The following is a 19,052-nucleotide window of genomic DNA, read 5'->3' as shown; positions in this document are numbered from 1 at the left end:
GCTACTCGGCGGCCAGACGGGTGGCGAGCTCATCTTCGGACATCAGGTCCGGATCGATGGCCATCAGCTCGCGCTTGGCCTTCTCTTTCAGTTCCACCACGGTAGCCCTGGACTGCTCGCCGATCCGGTCCACCTCCACGATGGTGTCCATGTGCTCGAGCACGGCGACGCGTTTCTCGAACGGCGCAGCAATCACGAACTGCAGGCCGAGTTTCTTGTAAAAGCTCATCATCTGCCGCTGGTTCTTGCCGTCCATCTTGGAGAAGGCCTCATCGAACATGGCGAGCGCAAAACCGGCGGGCTTGCCGGCACGACGCTCCGCGCTGCCGTAGACGGCGGCCAGCGAAGCGCCGATGGCAACGTAGATAGGCACCTGCTGTTCGGCGCCAGACCCGGTGCCGCGGCGCTGCTCCCAGCGGGTCGAGCGGCCGGTGGCAACATCCTCCATGTGGATCTCGAAGGTGTAGAAGTTGCGGTAGTCCTCGAACTGGGTGAAATCCTTGTCGGGGTCCTCGAGCAGCGCCTCGAGTGCGAGGATCGTATCCTTGTGCGGGAAGTCATCGGGCACGTCGCCCCGGAACAGCATATCGAGCGCCTCCGGAGAGGTTTTGGCGATCTCGATGATCTTCAGGATGGGCTGGAATTCCACCATCTGGGTGCGGTGGAAAGAATATCGCTCGCTATGGAACGGATGTGCGTAGAGACTTCGGTTCAACGATTGCAGCTCCCGCTCCATCTTTCCGATCCGGGCCGTGAGCGCGTTGATGAACTCGCCGCGCAGCAGGGTGGACGCCTTCTCCGCCGCTTCCTGCGCTTGCCGCTCGTACTGGCGCAGCTCATTGGATTCGATATCCGAGATGAGCTGTTCCATCCATGGCTTCACCTCCCGCAGCGGCTCGCTCTCCGCGCCGACTTGCGAGCTCATCCCGAACTGGTCGAAGTAGTCGTAAAGGAGTTCGCGGACCCGTCGCTCGATCCGCGCGCGCTCGTTGTCGGAAGCGTTCGCATCCTTCAAGGCCTTCTCGGCAATGGCCCGGTGTTTCTCCGCAAAGCCCTTTTGGGCTGCGGTATCGAGGCGGTCGCGGTAGACGGCCCTGCCTTTCGCGGTGGAGTAGAGTGGGAAGAACTTGCGGTATATCGACCGGGCGACCCTGAGGTTGAGCTCGGAGCCGGGCACGTTCTCGCCCTCTCCGAGCCTCCTCTCCGTCGACCTGACCTCGCCGTCATGCTCGCCGAACGCCTTCTGCTGTGTCTTTCTCTCCTCCAGCCTCTTCTCCTTCAGCTTCTGCTGCGCCCTCTTTTTGTCGCGAAGCCCGCCGTCGCCCGCGCCGTCGAGCGCTTCGAGCCTCGCCTGGGCTTCGGCGATCTCGGTCTGCGCGGCTGCGAAGGCAGCGGCGCAAGCCTTCAGATCGTCACGTCCCTCGCAGATATTCTTCAGAGCGGCAAAGGCCTGCTCTGCCGCCTGGGCCTGCTTGCTCTTTTCGGTTTGGAGCCGATCCAGTTCCTCGGCCTGATCCTGCAGGGAGCGCAGGGCGTTCGCCTGGGCCGCCTTTCCAATCTTGTGCTGCGAGGCTTCGATCCAACGATGGGTCCTTACGAGTCCGTCATCGTAGAGGCCGTCTTTCATGACAGCCCGGCCGGGCCTGTTGAATTGGTCGAGCGTGTCCGCGAGGCGGACCGTGCCGTAGCGGCGCATGATGAAGGCCATCGCGTCCGGATCCTGGCTCCGGAAGATCGAGGGGAAAGTGCCGCGCTCCGGCTTGGCCCTGAACTGCTCGAGCTTGTTTAGGCTCACGAGCGATGCGTGGCGAAACTCGCGCCGACCTTCCTTGAAGATTGACGTGGCGGCGCTGATATCCGCTCTGTCCACGAACACAGCTTCCCGGTCGCGGCCGAGGAGCGCCTCGGCGGCTCCCACCCACTCGGGTTCGGCGACTTCGATGATGTCGCAGAGCACGCGCGGGACCATGCCCCTCTGGCGCAGCCTGCGGCAGAGGAGTTCGGTGTTGTCGCCAAGATAGGCGCGCGCCCCTCCGGCCGCGTGCTGTCGGATCCGTTCGAGCACCTCGTCGCGCCGGCCTCGGAGGCCGGAAAGCTCCGCGATGATCCTTTGACGCGCTTCGTCGATCTTCGGCAGCCATTTGGCGCCGCTTGCCGCAAAGGACTTCTCGGCTGCGGGGACCTCGTCGGAGACGCCCCCGATGTCGGCCCCGGCGGTGGCGGTCACAAGACGCTCAAGCGCAGGAACGAAGTCCTCAAAACCGTCCGCGCACATCGCGCGGAGCGGCTCCAGGCGACGGATGTTCTCCATGCGAGCCTTGAAGTCCGCCGAGGCGCGCTGCGCCGCCTGCCCGGCCACATCGGCGGTCTGCTGCAAGGACTTTCTGCCGGTCTTGGCATCGTGCTCGGCGATCGCGGCCGTGAGGCGTTCGATCTCGTTATCGATAGCCTTGACGTCGTCGTCGATGAATTCGAGTTGTTTTGCTGCGGCCTCCCGGCGCGCCATTTCGATACGCCGCTTGGTCTTGAAGTCCAGGTTTGTCGCCCGCGCCGCGAGCCAAGTCGCGCGTTTTGCAATCCACTCCTCCCTGAACTTGATCTCGAGCGCCTCTTCAAGCGCGGCAAGCACGCCCCGAAGCGCCCTCAGGGCTTCGAGCCTGAGGCGCATCTTTCGGATGGATTCGCTGATGTTGCGGTAGGTCTGGATCGACTCGCGCAGCACCTTGATGCCGATCGGACTGTCCTCGAGGATGTAGTTCCGCACGAACTGCGTCGCCGTCTGGTTGTGGTCGAGCGTCATCGCGTTGACGATTGATTTCTGCAGGGCGCTGGCGTTCTGCTCGCCAAAGGGCGAATGCGGCAGAAGATGGCGCATGTACTCACGGACGTAGTCGCTCGCCCGGTCGCGATGATTGACGAAGTTGCCCTCGCCGACCGCCGCGACGATCCGGGCGCGCACGTCCTCCCACGGCGCCGGGAATTGCGACTTTCCTCGCTGCTCGATGAAGTCCTTGGAGCTCAGAATGGCGCCGACGGCGACGAACAGTGCCAGAACGGTCTCCCTGCTGTCGGACTTGCGCGCTTCAAGCGCCATGCCGATCGTGACCGGCGGCCGGGCGCCTTCCGTGTCTTCAAACCCTAGCGCCAGGTAGGTGCGCGCCTCGTCGCGCCGGCGCTGGTCTTCGCCGAGCGTCCCAAGGCAGTAATCGACGACGCTGCGCTTCGAGCCGCTGCGCGATTTTCCGCTGTCGCCGGCGACCGCGTTCAGGCGCAAGAACCGCCGGCTCGCGCCGGTGAGAACGACCTGTGCCATGTCGAGGATTGTGGATTTGCCGGACCGGTTCTCGCCCAGGACCCCGACGTGTCCTGTCACGTCGATGTCGGCGACGTCGAACAGGTGCCAGTTCACCATCGTCAGGTGGCATAGCTCCATCATGCCTCGTCTCCTGCGGGCTGCGGAAACCGCGCCTCCTCGCTACGGACGTAGCGCTCAAGCCGTTGGAGGGCATCGCCGCCGCTGATCAGCTTAATCATCGGGCGGATCCTGACCTCACAGTCCTGCTGTTCGTCGTCAAAATCACCAATTTCGACCAAACTGCGCTGGGCGGCCTCGCGCAGGACGTCACGGAAACGGGCGGCCGAGATCGCGCCTCCGCCGCCATGTTGCGCCATCTCCCGGTATCGGTCGAACAGGTCGTTCAAGGTGGCAACAACGACGGCCCGGTCCTCGACCGCTCCGACGTTCACCTCTTGCTGCCAGTACGCCGCCAGCACCAGCATGACGATGGTTTCGTCGAGCTTCATCCGGGGCAGCGGCACGTCCTCGTCCATGGCGACGATGCCGGCCCACTGCGCCTCCGGATCGCGATGGAGGCGGTATCCGCAACTATCGAAGAAGCCGTCGACCACATCGCGGAAGCGGCCGTCCATGATCGTGTTGTAGACTGTCCCGGTCCGAGGGTCTCCCGCGAACACGAACTGCCGCCGTAGCAGGAAGTGCAGCGCTTTGCGGAGGTCGGCTGCCTTTTCCGCGCCGAAGGAGCGCTCGACGTTCTCGAATTCACCGAGCATGAGCCGCCCTCGCCTTCCGGAGTGCGCCCGATCGCTTGACCAGGAAGTTTGCGCAACGGAGCCATTCGCTGTCGTGGGGTGGCGTGTCGGGACACGGTTCGAGTTCGAACCCGGCCGCGACCTGCGCAGGAACCTCGCCCGTCAACGCATATCGGCGGGCGCAATCGAAGGCGAGAAAGTCGTCCACGGTATCGATCTCCATGAAGCGGGCTTCCCTGGTTGCGAATGGCGGCACCTGGCCCTCAAGGAATCGTCTGACATCCTCGGGGCGGGGCGCGATGCGAGCGATGTATTCGAGGCGGAGCTTCTTGCGCAGTTCGTACAGCGGATCCGACGGCGGCTCTGAGAGCTCTCTAGCTTCGACGGGACGGCGCGGCTGCCTGGCCGGGGCCTGATGGTGCTCCGACCAGGGCGACCGCAGCGGCTCGATGCTCCATTCGATTGTCGCCTTGTGGTGTCTGCCGTCGCGCAGTAGGGCATCCAGGCGCCGCACCAGGTCGCCGGCCCGGCCGACGAGTCCCTGCCCGCCCCGCTCGGCGTACTTAATGGTGTTGCGGACCCGGGCTTCGAGCTGCCTGCGGAAGGCCTCGATCCTGTCGAACATCTCCCCGATCTGATCGAAGATGCTTTCGATAGCCAGCAGGTCGTCGACAGCGGCCATTCGACCGTCCTCGATGTCGGCTGCCATGCTGGAAGCTGTGTACTCCTCGGCGAGGACCTGCATGGTTTCCGGGGTGTAGGAGATCCTCCGCGCGAGATCGACGATGGCGTCGCGGAAGCGGTACGGATGGTTGACGGTGAGGATGGACTCGAAATCCTTCAGCAGGAGCTGTTCGACGAACTCCTCGAAAAAGGCTTCCAGCCGGGTAGCGACTGTTTTCGACTCCATGACGGTCCGTCGGACGCGCTTCAGGTCGGCCAGAATGGCCCGCAGGCTCTTAGTGAACTGGTCGGCCTGATTGCGCGCCTCGCGGACGGCGAGCGCAGCTTCGCGCTGCTTGCGGTCGGTGATCTCGGGCCTCAGTTTTTCGACGGCCTCCAGGTTGAGGCGGATTTGCACGATCAAGCCGCCGAACCGCTGCGAGAGATCTTTATTGAGGCTCGCGAGCCGCTGGATCACGAGCAGCGGTCCCATAGCCATGTCCACGGTGACGCGAAGCCCGTATTCCTCCTCTTCAAGCCATCCCCAGGCGAGCAGCCGGGCGTAGAGTTGTCGGGCAAGACCGAGCGCCTTGTCGCCCTTCTCGGAGGCGAGCGCGACGTCGGCCTTCCGGATCCGTCGGCGTCCCGCGGAGATCATTTCCGGCAGGCTGCCGAAATCATCGCCCTCGTTCCAGAGAGCGGGGTTGGCGCGCATGACATCGTAGATGGCATGGACGACCTGCTGCGGGGTCGGAAACGACGGCGCGCCTGAAAAGAAGCGTTCGTGCAGATCGAGCAGGCAGGCCGCGTACAGGTGCTTGTGATCGCGCGAGAAGGCCAAAAACGCGTCGTCATGCAAATGGCGGAACAAGGTCAATGACGCGGCTCCTGAGCCCGACTTCATGCTGAGATGGCGACACTAAACGCATGATGTGCCGGACAACATTGTTATTGAGAGTGGGCCTTGAAAATACAACCGGAAGATCTGTTCTTAGTATGTTCCGGCACAGGTTTCTAGCTCAATCGCTGTCGAGACGCCAAAAGCTCGATCGGCGCTGGGTGTCCGGTCTTCGATCCGGACAATGCGGCCTCAAGTCATTGAATTCCCTGTTGTTACCATTATGGCAAAATGGATACAAGGGTTTGCTAATCCATTGTTACCATTCAGCCAAAATGGTAACAAATACCTATGAAGCAGTTTTCCAACATCGACCAAGTCATCTTCTCCGACCTGGTTCAGAAGGCGACCGACGCGGATTTCGACGAGAACTTCCCGGAAAACGGGACCTTTCTCAAACAGAAGCGAGCCAACCGCGAATATTATTACTACAAGGCCTACGAGCCCTCTGGTGGCGAGCGACCGACGAAGACGACCCTCAAATATGTCGGTCCGGCCGATGATCCCGAGATTGCCAAACGCGCGGAAGCTTTCCAGCGCACCAAGATTGGCTATCGCGCGCGACGCGAGCTGGCAGCGAAGTTGAGGCGGGCCGGCTACCCTGCCCCTCCCCACATGGAAGGTCTCGTCGTCAACGAACTCGCGCGCGCGGGACTTTTCCGGCTTCGCGCCACGCTCGTCGGTTCGATGGCGTATCAGACATACAGCGGCGTACTCGGCGTCAAGCTGCCCGACGAGCTCGTGACGACCGAGGATATGGACATCGCGAAATTCTACGGCATCTCGATCTCGATCGATGAAAGCATGCCTGACATCGAAGAGATCCTGAAAAAGGTGGATCCGACATTTGCGCCCTCATTCTCCCCCGATGAAACCAAGCTGTTCAGCGGTTTTGCCAATGCCACCGGCTTCAAGGTCGAATTCCTTACACCAAACCGTGGCGACGAGGGCTACTCCTCCAGACTGACGCAGATACCTTCATTGGGACCGTCTGTAGGGGCGCAGGTCTTGCGGTTCCTAGACTACCTGATCCATGAGCCCATCCGCTCTGTGGTCTTGCACGACGCCGGCGTGCCGGTTCTTGTACCGGCCCCGGAGCGGTACGCCGTCCACAAACTGATCATCGCGACCAAACGGAATGTGTTCTTTGCGGATAAGGCCAAAAAGGACATGAACCAGGCGGGCGCGCTCATTCAAGCATTCAATGCCGTCAAACGTAGTAGCGACCTAGGCTTTGCGTGGATGGAAGCGTGGGAACGCGGAGCCAGATGGCGACGACGGCTTGGTGTTGGCGCCCTGCGTCTTTCGGACGACACTTTCGAGATGCTCGCAAAGGGCGTAGCCGAAGCGGCCAAACTCGACGGCAAGCCAGCAGAGGAGTACGGGCTTACGGGAGGTAAGGAAGGTCTTCTGGCGCGCGTTTCAATTGCGAAGCCGACGGCGTCGCCAACGCCATGATGCCACCTCGACATGTCGACGAGCCTCTCTCGCCCACCGGCAGATTCGAGCCACCAGCTCTACATCGACCATCAGCTTTAGTTTTTTTAAAATTCCGATAAGAGAGGCAGAGTGGGATCGCGGGCTTCATAAGTAAACGCGGAAACGTATAATCGATAGACATTCGCGATCGCGTATACTGACGATATACGCATTGGCGCATGGTAGCTTATGGATACGATTGCCCGCACCCCGCAACAGCCCCACTTTCCTCGCAACTGCTCCGTGTCTGCGCTGGATTGTTGGCGGCGAGACAAGCGCCTATAATCCACTTGGTAATCGGGATCTCGGCGCAGCCATTCCCAGGCCACGTCGGCAGCTTCTGCCTTCTTGAGGTCGCTGTATGCTTCCTCAGATCTCCAGTCGGGACCCCGCATTGTCGCAACTTCCCCGCAACATTACACATGCGAGCAAATGCCTCCCATGATTGTGGCGCTTTCCGGCTGCGTACGCACCGCGTACCGGCCCTGCACTTAATCGATGGAATGATCGTTTTTGCGATTGCTAGAAATTCCCCGATCCTGAGAGCGGCGGTGTTCATTGCTTTGGCCAACCGCCACGCAGCAGATCACGATAGCCGTGGCCTGCTAGCCACCTGGCCCGCGTCAGATGACTTTCGAAGGTGCGTCGCGCGCGATCCGGTTCAACGGTCGGGTCAAGCCCAAGCACAACGCGCGCGATTTCGGTCCAATCTGCCTTCTCAGCGTCGGCATCGAGAAGTCGCATGTAAGTGACGGGGTGCTTCTTGTCATATGACGTGAGCTAGGCGCGCTGGGAGCCAAGTCTGCGATCTTCGGGTCGGCCGGCACTGACTGAAACTCCTACCTTGAACAACGAAACCCAGAATAGCTTGAGAGCCCATCGGCGCTCCAACCGCATAAGACGGAAATGTCGCAATCGTCCGTAACGGAATTATCGATAACTCTCGCGAGTTGCGCGCTCAACCTGAGCAGAATGGCGCCAAATTTGCTTCGACACGAACACTGAGGTCGTGAAACGGGTACCGAGCGAGGAGGCGGCGCGGAAAATGGCGCTGCCAACCCGCTCGATAGTTCGAGCTCGCGCGAGCCGCCCGGCGGCACGTCGACGGGACTTGATTCGCACGTAGCGTCAAATTGTAGGTTCGAGAAACAAGCCGCCGCGGCCTTTGGAAAAGCCGTCGCAGGCCTGCGCCTCACCGGGAGCATCGCATGACGCTGTCACCTATGTACCGACTTCTAGGCCAAGGCTCGCTGCATCAGTTTGGAAGGCTTGGCTTGCCAACTCCGCACCGCTGCACGCAGTCGCGCTGAGATCGACAAGGCGCTCGCAACGTCGCGCACCACCGATCAGGGCCTACGAGAAGCGGGCTGTACTTTAGTCGCCGACTTTCGGCTCGCGCACCGCCAACGCTCTAGATCGCGCCACGCCACGTCCGCAAAACGGACTGCTGTTGGAAGACCTTGCGCACTCCCGATGGCAACTGCCGTCTGCGCATCAAAAGGGAAAAGGACATGATCGATGTAAAACTGCAAAGTGTGCTCTCTTCTCTTGCGCAGCCGGCTAAAGAGCTAGGCGCTCAATCGCCCGGACGGCGGGCGCCAGATGCACGTTACGTGAAGCTAAACACCAATGAGAACCCATTTCCACTGCCAAAAATGGTATGGCGAAGTGCGATCTCCGCGCTTGAACGTCAGTATTTGTATCCGGAAGACGACAACATCGGCTTGAGAGAAGCTGCCGCTGATGCCTACGGCCTCTCAAAGGATCATGTGATCGCCGGCAACGGATCGTCGGAGCTTCTCGCCCTGATCTACAGGGCCTTCCTTGGACCTGGCGACAGCGTCGCGATGATGTCTCCTGGATTCTCGTTCAATCGCAAGCTTGCTCTGTTGCAGCGCGCCAAGCTTCTCGAAGTGTCGTGCAGCGACTCGCATTCCATTCCGATTGAACAGTTGCTCCTCGGTCCGGCAAAGGACGCCAAGTTCATCCTGCTGGCCAATCCCAATAACCCAACCGGGACGTTCGTCTCTATCGACGATATCGAACGCCTCGTTGCACAGTCTGATCGCTTAATCGTGCTGGACGAGGCCTATGTCGACTTCGCACCGGACAACGGTCTGAGGCTCGTCCACCGCTATCCCAACCTTCTGCTCCTGAGGACTTTGTCGAAGAGCTATGCGGCCGCGGGCATTCGGGTCGGCTTCGGCCTTGGTCATCCAGAGATTATTGGACGGCTGCGAAACATCCAGAACGTCTTCAACATGAACATCATAGGGCAAGCGGTCGGAGTCAGCATCCTCTCACATCGCGCGGCCTACCAGGAGAATCATAGGCATATCAAGGACGAAAGAGAGCGAGTTGCGACCCAATTGCGTCAATTCGGATTCGGTGTAGCGCCTTCTCATACCAATTTCTTGCTGGCGCGGGTGCCGAATGGACACGACGGCAAGTGGTGGCATGCCGCGCTGGAGAGAGACGGCATACTCGTTGCTGTCTTTGCAGATGACGGCCTTGACGACTGCATTCGCATCAGCATCGGCACAAAGGAGCAAATGGACTTGTTCTTGACAGCGGTTGCCGCGATCTCAGAGGGCATGAAAAGAGATGAATAGCCAGCCGCCCGCCGATGTGCGCTCGTTTCACTATACCGCTAGTGGAACGAGAAGGCCGCGACCGCGCATCGTGCGAAAGCAGACACCCCATGCAACTGAGGGCCAAGCGGTCGCCAAACAATCGCTTCCCCTCCGGATCCTGCGGAGCCGACGCATCACCACGATGTCGCGCGATCTTCGCCATGGGTACCGAGAGAGGACCGGACCCGACAGTCACGAGATGCGGCGCTAGCAATTCGTTCTTTGAATCTCCAGAAAACGGTTACGTAGCCCGCCCAACCATGGATTTTTCTGATGACACACCAGCCTTCGTCAAAACTCACTTGCGGCATTTTTGATCACCTGGACGACGACGGCCGCGATCTCGGTCGTCAATACGAAGATCGCCTCGTCTTGGCGGAGGCATACGATCGCCTCGGCTTCTATGCGTATCACGTGGCCGAGCATCATTGCACGCCACATGGAAGGAGCCCCTCGCCAAGTCTTTTCCTGTCGAGTGTCGCGCAGCGTACGCGACGCCTTCGTCTCGGCCCATTGGTCATGCTGCTCAATTCCTATCATCCGCTACGGGCATTTGAGGAAATCTGCATGCTCGATCAATTGAGCGGCGGCAGGCTGGAGCTGGGCTTCGGACGGGGCACTCTCCCAATCGAGCTGAATTACTTTGGAATTTCCGATGAATCGGCGCCAAGCCGGTATGAGGAAGCCAACGAGATTCTCCTGAACGCCATGAAGGGTGGGGTCTTGTCCTACCAAGGTAGGCATTTCCAGCTGAACCAGGTTCCCCTGACTTTAATCCCTCAACAGCGTCCATCCCCCCCCATATGGGTGACAACCAGTCGCCCCGACACGGCCATCTGGGCCGCAGGCAATGGCGCAAACCTCGCCTGCATGGGGCCGGCCGCCGTTGTGCGCAAAGTTACCGATGCCTACCACACACATCGAGAGCGCAGTTCCAGTTGTTCTGGTCATGAGCCATATGTCGGATTGCTTCGCATGATCGTGATTGGGCGATTCGAGGCGGATGCGTATTCCCTAGCCCGGTCCGCTTACGAGCGATGGTTGCGGAGCTTCAAATTTCTCTACGAGCTCAATTGTATCCCGACGCCAAAGCCCCTTCCGCTGACATTCGATGCAGCCATCGAAAGTGAATTGTGCGTGGTCGGAACGCCAGCGTCCGTCCGGCGCGTTCTGCTCAATCAAATGGACGAAGCCGGCACAAATTACCTGCTTTGTCAGCTCGCCTTCGGTGATTTGCCCCTAGATGCCTCGCTATATGCAGCCAGGATCATCCAATCCGAACTGCTCGGCCGGACCTGAGTCCTACGGGCAATTGGGCCGATTTCAACGGTTCCAATGTCAGTGCCGCCTTCTCAGCGAACATCATCCAGACCAAGACCGACTCGTTCGGCCTGCTTACAGGCCAAGTCGGGTACGCCATCAACAATGTATTGCTCTATGCCAAGGGCGGTGCCGCGGTGACCGGAAACACCTATGAGATCAACTCCCTCACCGGCGCACAACTGGCGAGCACGGACAAGACCCGCTGGGGCGGCGTGGTCGGTGCGGGCATCGAACTCGGCTTCGCGCCAAATCGGTCGGTCGGCGTGGAGTACGACCACATATTCCGGCAAGACGCTAACGTGGACTTCACCACCGCCGCCGGCTCGGCCGGTAGCGATCGCATCCGGCAGGATTTCGACCTATTGACTGCCCGGCTCAACTACAAATTCTGAGATTCTATCGCGTAAAGCGATGGATCGAGAGCCCCGGCCCAAGGCCGGGGCTTCTTTTTTGACGATCGTGGTGACGCTCGAGGCGATCTCGAGCTTTGCCTCGTGTCTGCCGTTGTACTGGCAACTGCAGATCATGGCTGGCCGAGGCATCCATCTTAACCCTGCTCGACTGGATGTCACGTGCCGCCCGGCGCTGAAGAGCCTATTAGCATGGTCTCATCATCGTCGTTTTTGGCGGCAGCCGCTCGAGGGATCCGACTGATGGCTGCAGACCTTTATCGGCCAGGATCCTGCCGCCTCCACTTCGCCGTGCTCGACGGCAACGTTGCCAGAAAACGCGGCGAGCCCGTATCAATGAGCCGGTTCGGCTGGATCTGCTGGGTATCGATGATGCTTCCAATCACGGTGGCGTCGCTGCGTGTACGTCGACTTGCGACGTCGATCGGATGTGCTGCCAGCACGCCCTGAGATCAGACTGCGGTGCGATCACCGCATGCCCGAAGCTTCGACAGCCCCTCGAAAGCGTCGCCAGCTCCAACCCCGGCTTGTCCTGAATGCGCGCTCCACTTATCTCGATTGCCGCCAAGCCGCAGGTCTTGTCCGTCAGGCCGCATCCAACGGCCTCCTCTGTGCCGACGAATACGCTCGGACTCGTTAGCATTGACATCAAACGTCGCTGACGGCATGTCGTATCTTGACCGCAACAGGCGGCTTCAATTTGTGAGCGTTCAAGGCGATTGTGAGCGCTTTTACGTTCCTATCGAGCGCCAATCGCACTCTCGCCATCAGCCTTTGCGCCCCGCGAGGTGGAACGACGCGCTTCTCCGAGAGGCTGGGCCGAGGCTGGCCCGTGCGTGGGGAAAGTCGGCTCTGCATTCCAGACGCGCGAGGTCGTTTTGCGGGATTCGAGCTCGGCAGTTGCCGGCTTTATCATTCCGTTAGGGCGCAGCTCGAGCAACTCGCCGCGCGTTCGGATAAGGCACTCGTGGCCGTGCCGTGAACTGGCTCTTTCAGGCAAGCGCAGCAAGCTCATGACTGCCATTCACGTCGTCCGGATTTCTCCCTCAGGTTGGATCCTGCTTGCTCGACGATCCGCACGGCAACGGATTATGGCAACGCGCGCCAGCCATAAGTTGATGAAGAGAGAGACGTCTCGATTGAATTCGCGACATCCCGCTCAACGCGCGCCGCAGGGCATTGGGCTTGGTCAGCGTCGGGCTCTAGGATGCAATCAGCATGAGAAGCACGCTGCCATCCGTCGCCCGCCTGCTGGTCAGCGCGCAGACCCGCCTGCAGCCCGTCTCATCATGCTGCAACACCGAAAGGTTGAGAGCATAATCTACCTCGGTACGCCCTTACGGGACGCACGCGCGGCTATCTTCAAAAACACCTCTCACGGCTCCAGTGCGACCTGCAAACCCTCGTGACCTGCAACGTGAACGTAACGTGGTCCGATTGGCCGACCTCGACCGCTGGCGACAGTGACGATGTCCTCCAGCGGAGCAACGCGTGCATCCGATTCAGGGCGTGACAAGATCAGGTCGGCGTGGAACAGACCTTCCGATTCCAGTCCGGTTGCATCGATGCCAAGAGCTGCCAACGTGGACAACGTCCCCTCAAATTCCTCAGCATCGCGAAATCGCCGCTGAATAAATGTCGCACCGGTCAGGCGTTCCGTCACAAGGCCATGTTTCGCGAAAGTCGCGGCCAGGGAATCATATGGGAACATCCGCAACACGAAAGAGATGATCCACGGATGCTTCTGTGTAGCATCGAGAATTTTGCTGAACGTCTTTTCAGTCACGTAACCGATGCAGCCCGTCGACATGATAACATCGGTGGAACGGAGAACACGCGCGCTTTCTGTCGAAAGCGGTTCTTTTTCAAGGTCGGCGACAATACCCTGCTCAAGCAGGCCAACGGCCGTTGCATAGCGGATCGCCGGAGCCGATACATCGAGGCCGACAAATCGTGCAAGACCAACATCAGGCCAAGCCGAGTAAAAATTGCGGTCGAGACCCATCAGTGTCTCGGAACGGATCGCCCTCATCTCACGCCGGGCATAGCGGTGCCGCAGGCCGCTGAAGGTCAATGGAAAACGATGCACCGCCGCGTTGATGCCGTATGAGCAGCCGACATCAAGCACGATCGGCTTAACGCCAGTTGCAGACGCTTTCGCGGCCAGAATCTGACGCACGATCGGCTCAGCCACATCCGGGATCATATAATCTAAGGCTCCAAGAACAGAGAAATACGCTCTTGGATCATCCAAGGCATAAATGTCATCGAAGACAGCTTTATCCCGATTGATACGCGAAAAATCTGCTCGCAACCCAAGGTCTCCACGTTCAATTTGCACGCAAGCCCAAGGCTCTTGCCTTGGCCGGGAGGCTCTTACTGCAGATCTTGGCCGATATATGAACCTTACAGCGCTTTACTCTCTGTCTAACCCCAATTTCTTGAATGGCCAGTCTTTCTCCCTGCTTGAGGCCTGCAGCTTGTCGGGTGGATGCCGATGCTGGATATCGAGGCTGGGTGAAGACGCGGGGTGGTGGGGGTGTCCAAATGCGGACCGCCTCGAGTATTGGGCGCGCGCCTTTGTTCGCCCCAGATGCTTCTGACGGCGTAACGCTCTCGACCGATTGTGACGAGCGGCTCAAAAGGGGCTTGAACCGCACGTAACGGGAGATTGTATCATCATACGGGTAAGCGGCGGATCACGTCCGACCGTGGGTTACTTCTTGACGCGTGATGAGACTCGTGAACCTCTCAGAATTTCGAACCTGTATCGCGATGCTCCGTTCTGATGCCCGAGTACTTCCCAGAGGGACGAGCGGTCATCATGCTAGGACAGCCGGTCCGGCGTCAGCTCGGTTGACTCCGTCTTCCGAGAGCGCAGGCCGCCATTCCGGTATCGTGGCGGGACTTGTCGCAAGCTCGCCCATCGCGATGTCCGATGCGATGGACGCCACATCCGAACCACGCCAACTACTCGCGGAGGCAAGCAGGACGTCGACGTCTCTTGCGCACTGGTGCCGTTGCTGACAGCCCCCGATACTGACGCCGCAGTTTGAAGACCATTGCGTCAGACATTGCTGGATCAAGCACTCTGGAGTGAGCGCTGCCGCATACGATCGCTCGAATTGTGCCGCCGATGTCTGGAATGCGGGCATATCACGTGCGGCATGAACAATATCGTAGATCGCCGAGAGAGGATAGACGTGAAGCACAAGCAGCGAACCAACGAGCCGTCGCGCCCCAAAGCGCATCATTATACAACCTTTATTTTTGGACTTGCGGTGACGACGGCTCTGTGCTGCGGAAGTGCAGGTGCGCGCGATTGGCCGGCCCCAGCGGAGGCGCGACAGGCGTGCACACCAGATGCGTTTCGCCTCTGCGGCGCTCACATACCTGATGAGGACGCTGTCGCGGCCTGCCTCAAATCTAACACCCAACGCTTGAGTGTACAGTGTCGCAAGTTCATCTCAGTTCGGGATGCTCCCGCAAGTGATGGCGTCCCAAGATGAGGTCTTCGCGACACCTGGTTTCGCCGGATCATATCCCTGTCGCTATGGGTGGCGCCGCCTCCGACCGATCTGATCAACGGTTGTGATGCGTCACACGGGGCTGGCAGGACGATCCGCCGCGGCTCTCTCAACGTCTGTTGCCGCTCACACTAAATAGCTGAAGATACCGGAATGCATGATCTGCCTTTTGATACCGTCCTGATCGCCAATCGGGGGGAGATCGCTGTTCGGATCATCAAGACCCTTCGCAAGCTGGGACTTCGTGCCGCGATCGTTTACCACGATATAGATGCGGGCACGCTTGCTGTCGCTATGGCCGATGCAGCCATCGCGATCGACGGACGCACGCCGATTGCTGCCTATCTCGACATTGGGCAGATCGTCGCTGCCGCCCGAAAAGCGAATGCTGGTGCACTGCACCCAGGTTATGGATTTCTGTCGGAAAACGCCGAGTTTGCCAGGGCGGTTACAAGCGCCGGCATCACGTTCATCGGGCCTGCCCCCGAAAGCATCGAACTGATGGGCGACAAGATCCGGGCCCGCAGCTTCGTTCAGCGGCACGGGTTTTCGGTCGCTCCTTGCGCCATTGAGGACGATGATCCGGCAACTTTCGTCCGCAGAGCCCGGGCTATGGGTCCCCCTTTGCTCGTAAAACCTTCCGCGGCTGGGGGCGGCAAGGGCATGCAGATTGTGCGCGACATCGGCGCCCTGGAGGACGCGATTGCGCAGGCGCGCAGCGAGGCAGAGCGCTACTTCGCAGATGGCCGGCTTTACGTCGAACGTTACATCGAACACCCGCGCCATATTGAAGTGCAGGTGCTGGGCGACGCGTTCGGAAACGTTACTCATCTGTTCGAGCGCGAGTGCTCAATCCAGCGTCGGTTCCAGAAGGTTATCGAAGAGGCGCCTGCGCCGCGGCTATCGTCTGCGTTGCGTCAACGGATCTGCGATACTGCCGTCGGTATCGCCCGTGCAGCCACCTATAAAGGCGCAGGCACCGTCGAATTCATCCTTGGCGGAGAGGAGTTTCATTTTCTGGAAATGAATACGCGTTTGCAGGTTGAGCATCCCGTGACCGAAGTGATCACCGGCGTCGATCTTGTTGCCGAACAGATCCACATTGCTGCGGGCCATCCACTGAGGTTGGCACAGTCCGAAATCGTGCCGAGAGGACATGCAATCGAAGCCAGGCTGTGTGCCGAAGCGCCGGAGCGCGGATACGCTCCAACAACAGGCAGGGTCCTTGTGCTCGATTACCCCGATGGCGACGGTATACGCGTCGACGGTGGCCTTTCGCGGGGTCAGAGGATTACGACGGCATTCGACCCCCTGCTCGCCAAGATCATCGTGCATTCGCCCACGCGTATCGTGGCCGCGCAAAAAGCGCATCGCGCGTTGCGGGAATTGGTGCTTCTCGGTTGCGCAACCAACGCAAGCTTCCTTGCCCGGATCCTTGCGGACGACGGATTTCTTCATGGGCAAATTCATACGGGGTATCTTGAGGAACATCCGCATATCGCCGCTGGGGAGCCCCTGGCCGATCTATCGGATTTCCTGGCAATAGGCGCCCTCCTGACCGGACCGGTCCGCGAATCGGCGGATGCCGTGTCCGACCTTCATGCGGCGCTGGGCAATTGGAGAAACTAACTTGAATCATTCTTTTGAGGTTGATGGCGTCGAATACAAGCTATGGATGTCCAGATACCGAGAGAACTACCGTCTCTGCTTGCATGACAGGGTGATTGCCCCCATCGCGTTCTCCGATCGCGGCGACGGCCACGGCGTTGTTACGATTGCGAATGAAAGCCGGCCGATCCGCTTCGCTATCGATGGCGAAACCGTTCACGTGCACATAAGCGGCGAAACGCGCAGTTTGCGTTACCGCGACCCGCTGCGAACGCTTGCGACGTCGAAGCAGGAGATAAGCCAAGCCGTCGCTCGCGCGCCGATGCCGGGCGTTGTCGTCGTCACCCGTGTTTCGTCTGGTCAGTCCGTTTGCGCGGGAACGGCCCTGATGACGATCGAAAGTATGAAGTTGGAGACTGTCATACGTTCTCCACAAGATGGCATTGTCGAGCGTATTCACTTCGAGGAAGGCGAAAGCTTTGAGCAGGATGCCGTATTGGTTACGCTCATCGAGGAGCGGTCCTGAAATGCAGCAGCTCTCGTCCTTGGTCGATGTCAGATCGGAAGACTATCGACTCAACGAACTTCATAACATGCGACTTGCAAAAGAATTGGAGGAGCGTCAGCGGGCCGCACGCTTCGCGCGTCCGGTGCGGGATCTTGAGCGCCTCAAGCGGCAAAACAAGCTGTTTGTGCGTGATCGGATCGAGGCTTTGCTGGATCCAGATACCCCGTTCCTCGAGCTTTCGACGCTGGCGGCGAACAAAGCCTATAACGGTGAGGTGCCCGGCGCCGCTCAAGTCGTTGGGATCGGCATTGTCGCGGGCCGGGAGGTCGTTATTCACGCAGACGACGCTAGCGTCAAGGGCGGGGCGTGGTATCCGCTATCGGTCAAGAAGATTGTGCGGGCCTTGGACATCGCGATCGAGAATTGCCTGCCGGTGGTCCATTTATGCGACTGTGCCGGCGGGTTCTTGCCCTTACAGGCGGAGTTCTTTGCTGATCGCTATCACGCGGGTCGGATCCTTCGCAATCAGTCCATTCTCTCAAAGATGGGAATACCGCAGGTTGGTATAGTCATGGGCCATTGCAGCGCCGGCGGGGCATACGTCCCTGCGCTTTGCGACTATAATATCATTGTTGAGGGCGCGGGCGCGATCTTTCTGGGTGGTCCTCCGGTCGTCAAGGCTGCCACCGGCGCAGAGATTTCTGCCGAAGAACTCGGCGGCGCACATTTGCATACCAGCGTATCTGGAACGGGCGACTATGTCGCAAGTACGGAGCTGCATGCAATCGCACTTGCGCGAGACGTCGTCGCTCGCTTCAGCCCCCCTGTAAAAGCCTCCGTCAATCGAGCCGCTCCGGAGCCGCCCGCTTATTGTGCATCCGAACTTTACGGCATTATTCCGCGGGATCCCCGGACGCAATTCGACATGCGGGAGATCATTGCCCGCCTGGTCGATGGTAGTCGGTTCCACGAATATAAGCCACGTTATGGCGAGACCCTTGTGTGCGGCTTCGCGCGTCTGCATGGCTATCAGGTTGGTATTCTCGCAAACAACGGAGTGCTGTTGGGAGAAAGCGCACTGAAAGGCGCTCACTTCATCCAACTGTGTGATAGGTCTCGAACGCCTCTGCTCTTCTTTCAGAATACGACCGGCTTTATGGTCGGCCGCGACTACGAAAGGCGTGGCATAACCAAGGACGGCGCCAAGCTGATCATGGCTGTCTCCGGGGCATCTGTGCCAAAATTCACGATCATCTGCAACGCCTCCCATGGAGCTGGCACCTACGCTATGGCGGGGCGCGCTTTCGATCCTCGTTTTGTGTTTACTTGGCCGCAGTCGCAGATTTCGGCGATGGGCGCGGAGCAGGCAGCGGGCGTACTCACACACGTTAAGGCCAGACAGCTGGCCCGTCACAATGGCCACCTTGCCACGGAGGAGTTGGCAGCCATTCGTCAACCGATTCTGGAGGAATATCGGGAACGGTCGAGCGCGTACTATGCGACATCCGAATTGTGGGATGACGGCATCCTTGATCCCGTCGATACTCGAAACGCGCTTGCAATCGCTCTGAGTGCATCGCTCAACAGCCCGATTGCGTCGCCGCATTATGGCGTATTTCGAATGTGACGCTCCCAGCGAAGGTCGCGCACCGGGCGAGATGCCCCACGCCAGATCTCCTCATTATCAAACACGTCAACAATACCAATCGCCAGAAACCAGCTCACGGGCCTTGCGGATCTTGGAGGGGAGACCGAATCACCGCGAAGTCATTGAGGACTTGAAACTCGCGTGGCGTCAGGTTGTAGGCTCGAAAAAGAGATGATTTGTCGATGCTGCACCGTGCGAGCCGCAATGGCTACACCGCAGTCCCGTCGTTTCGTCTTACCGCCCGTGCAGAAGCCGCGGTCTATTCGAAGTCGCCCCAACTCAAGGACTGAAAGAGATCTTCGGTG

General features: G+C 59.7%; 11 protein-coding genes and 2 pseudogenes. 7 read left to right on the top strand and 6 right to left on the bottom strand.

Translation table 11 applies throughout. The annotated features are described in order from the left end of the window. Position 1: 1 nt before the first annotated feature. Genes XH80_RS00890 through XH80_RS00880 form a run of 3 tightly spaced genes read right to left on the bottom strand, consistent with a single transcriptional unit; the run spans position 2 to position 5,590 of the window. Positions 2-3,436 (bottom strand): SbcC/MukB-like Walker B domain-containing protein, encoded by a 3,435-nt coding sequence (locus XH80_RS00890; RefSeq protein ID WP_271596952.1) that lies wholly within the window; start codon positions 3,434-3,436, stop codon positions 2-4. Beyond that, positions 3,433-4,071 carry a DUF4194 domain-containing protein gene (locus XH80_RS00885; RefSeq protein ID WP_271596951.1) on the bottom strand — a complete coding sequence of 213 codons (639 nt, stop codon included), beginning with the start codon at positions 4,069-4,071 and terminating at the stop codon, positions 3,433-3,435. The genes XH80_RS00890 and XH80_RS00885 overlap by 4 nt, the downstream gene beginning before the upstream one ends. Further along, entirely contained in the window at positions 4,061-5,590 is a 1,530-nt protein-coding gene (locus tag XH80_RS00880; RefSeq protein WP_271596950.1) for a Wadjet anti-phage system protein JetA family protein, read from the bottom strand. The genes XH80_RS00885 and XH80_RS00880 overlap by 11 nt, the downstream gene beginning before the upstream one ends. Before the next feature lie 312 nt (positions 5,591-5,902). On the opposite strand from XH80_RS00880, the gene XH80_RS00875 reads away from it, so the two are divergent. Beyond that, positions 5,903-7,069 (top strand): nucleotidyltransferase family protein, encoded by a 1,167-nt coding sequence (locus XH80_RS00875; RefSeq protein WP_271596949.1) that lies wholly within the window; start codon positions 5,903-5,905, stop codon positions 7,067-7,069. Between the two features lie 86 nt (positions 7,070-7,155). Here the strand turns inward: XH80_RS00875 and XH80_RS43815 are convergent, their stop codons facing one another. Together XH80_RS43815 and XH80_RS00870 are read right to left on the bottom strand one after the other, a co-directional pair. Further along, on the bottom strand, positions 7,156-7,485 hold the full coding sequence (locus XH80_RS43815) for a transcriptional regulator domain-containing protein (RefSeq protein WP_442869088.1): 330 nt from the start codon (positions 7,483-7,485) through the stop codon (positions 7,156-7,158). Between the two features lie 160 nt (positions 7,486-7,645). Beyond that, positions 7,646-7,917 (bottom strand): annotated as a pseudogene (locus XH80_RS00870) (DNA -binding domain-containing protein). Between the two features lie 684 nt (positions 7,918-8,601). Between XH80_RS00870 and hisC the strand changes: the two are divergent. The 3 genes and pseudogenes from hisC to XH80_RS00855 all read left to right on the top strand — a co-directional run. After that, positions 8,602-9,702 carry a histidinol-phosphate transaminase gene (gene hisC, locus XH80_RS00865; RefSeq protein ID WP_271596948.1) on the top strand — a complete coding sequence of 367 codons (1,101 nt, stop codon included), beginning with the start codon at positions 8,602-8,604 and terminating at the stop codon, positions 9,700-9,702. A gap of 294 nt (positions 9,703-9,996) precedes the next feature. Next, positions 9,997-11,022, top strand: coding sequence for an LLM class flavin-dependent oxidoreductase (locus XH80_RS00860; RefSeq protein WP_271596947.1), 1,026 nt, complete (start codon positions 9,997-9,999; stop codon positions 11,020-11,022). Between the two features lie 8 nt (positions 11,023-11,030). Next, positions 11,031-11,438 (top strand): annotated as a pseudogene (locus tag XH80_RS00855) (outer membrane protein); the annotation flags it as partial. Positions 11,439-12,831: 1,393 nt separating this feature from the next. On the opposite strand, the gene XH80_RS00850 reads toward XH80_RS00855, so the two are convergent. Continuing rightward, positions 12,832-13,662 carry a class I SAM-dependent methyltransferase gene (locus XH80_RS00850; RefSeq protein WP_442869091.1) on the bottom strand — a complete coding sequence of 277 codons (831 nt, stop codon included), beginning with the start codon at positions 13,660-13,662 and terminating at the stop codon, positions 12,832-12,834. Positions 13,663-15,136: 1,474 nt separating this feature from the next. Here XH80_RS00850 and XH80_RS00845 point away from each other — a divergent pair. Genes XH80_RS00845 through XH80_RS00835 form a run of 3 tightly spaced genes read left to right on the top strand, consistent with a single transcriptional unit; the run spans position 15,137 to position 18,726 of the window. After that, the gene (locus tag XH80_RS00845; RefSeq protein ID WP_271596945.1) at positions 15,137-16,612 is read left to right on the top strand and encodes an acetyl-CoA carboxylase biotin carboxylase subunit; all 1,476 of its coding nucleotides are present in this window, start codon (positions 15,137-15,139) and stop codon (positions 16,610-16,612) included. A 1-nt stretch (position 16,613) separates the two neighbouring features. Beyond that, positions 16,614-17,117: an acetyl-CoA carboxylase biotin carboxyl carrier protein subunit gene (locus XH80_RS00840; RefSeq protein ID WP_271596944.1), complete on the top strand. Its 504-nt coding sequence runs from the start codon at positions 16,614-16,616 to the stop codon at positions 17,115-17,117. Between the two features lies 1 nt (position 17,118). After that, positions 17,119-18,726 carry an acyl-CoA carboxylase subunit beta gene (locus XH80_RS00835; RefSeq protein ID WP_271596943.1) on the top strand — a complete coding sequence of 536 codons (1,608 nt, stop codon included), beginning with the start codon at positions 17,119-17,121 and terminating at the stop codon, positions 18,724-18,726. The last annotated feature ends 326 nt before the right edge of the window (positions 18,727-19,052 follow it).

It is taken from the genome of Bradyrhizobium sp. CCBAU 45384 (assembly GCF_028128665.1).
Lineage (GTDB): Bacteria > Pseudomonadota > Alphaproteobacteria > Rhizobiales > Xanthobacteraceae > Bradyrhizobium > Bradyrhizobium manausense.
Note: the sequence above shows the minus strand (reverse complement) of the source record. Positions and strands in the feature narration are given on the sequence as shown.

Bases quoted from the DNA above. Each gene is read 5' to 3' on its own strand.
- XH80_RS00890 (WP_271596952.1), bottom strand. From the start codon at position 3,436: ATGATGGAGCTATGCCACCTGACGATGGTGAACTGGCACCTGTTCGAC.
- XH80_RS00885 (WP_271596951.1), bottom strand. From the start codon at position 4,071: ATGCTCGGTGAATTCGAGAACGTCGAGCGCTCCTTCGGCGCGGAAAAG.
- XH80_RS00875 (WP_271596949.1), top strand. From the start codon at position 5,903: ATGAAGCAGTTTTCCAACATCGACCAAGTCATCTTCTCCGACCTGGTT.
- XH80_RS43815 (WP_442869088.1), bottom strand. From the start codon at position 7,485: ATGCGGGGTCCCGACTGGAGATCTGAGGAAGCATACAGCGACCTCAAG.
- hisC (WP_271596948.1), top strand. From the start codon at position 8,602: ATGATCGATGTAAAACTGCAAAGTGTGCTCTCTTCTCTTGCGCAGCCG.
- XH80_RS00860 (WP_271596947.1), top strand. From the start codon at position 9,997: ATGACACACCAGCCTTCGTCAAAACTCACTTGCGGCATTTTTGATCAC.
- XH80_RS00850 (WP_442869091.1), bottom strand. From the start codon at position 13,662: ATGATCCCGGATGTGGCTGAGCCGATCGTGCGTCAGATTCTGGCCGCG.
- XH80_RS00845 (WP_271596945.1), top strand. From the start codon at position 15,137: ATGCATGATCTGCCTTTTGATACCGTCCTGATCGCCAATCGGGGGGAG.
- XH80_RS00835 (WP_271596943.1), top strand. From the start codon at position 17,119: ATGCAGCAGCTCTCGTCCTTGGTCGATGTCAGATCGGAAGACTATCGA.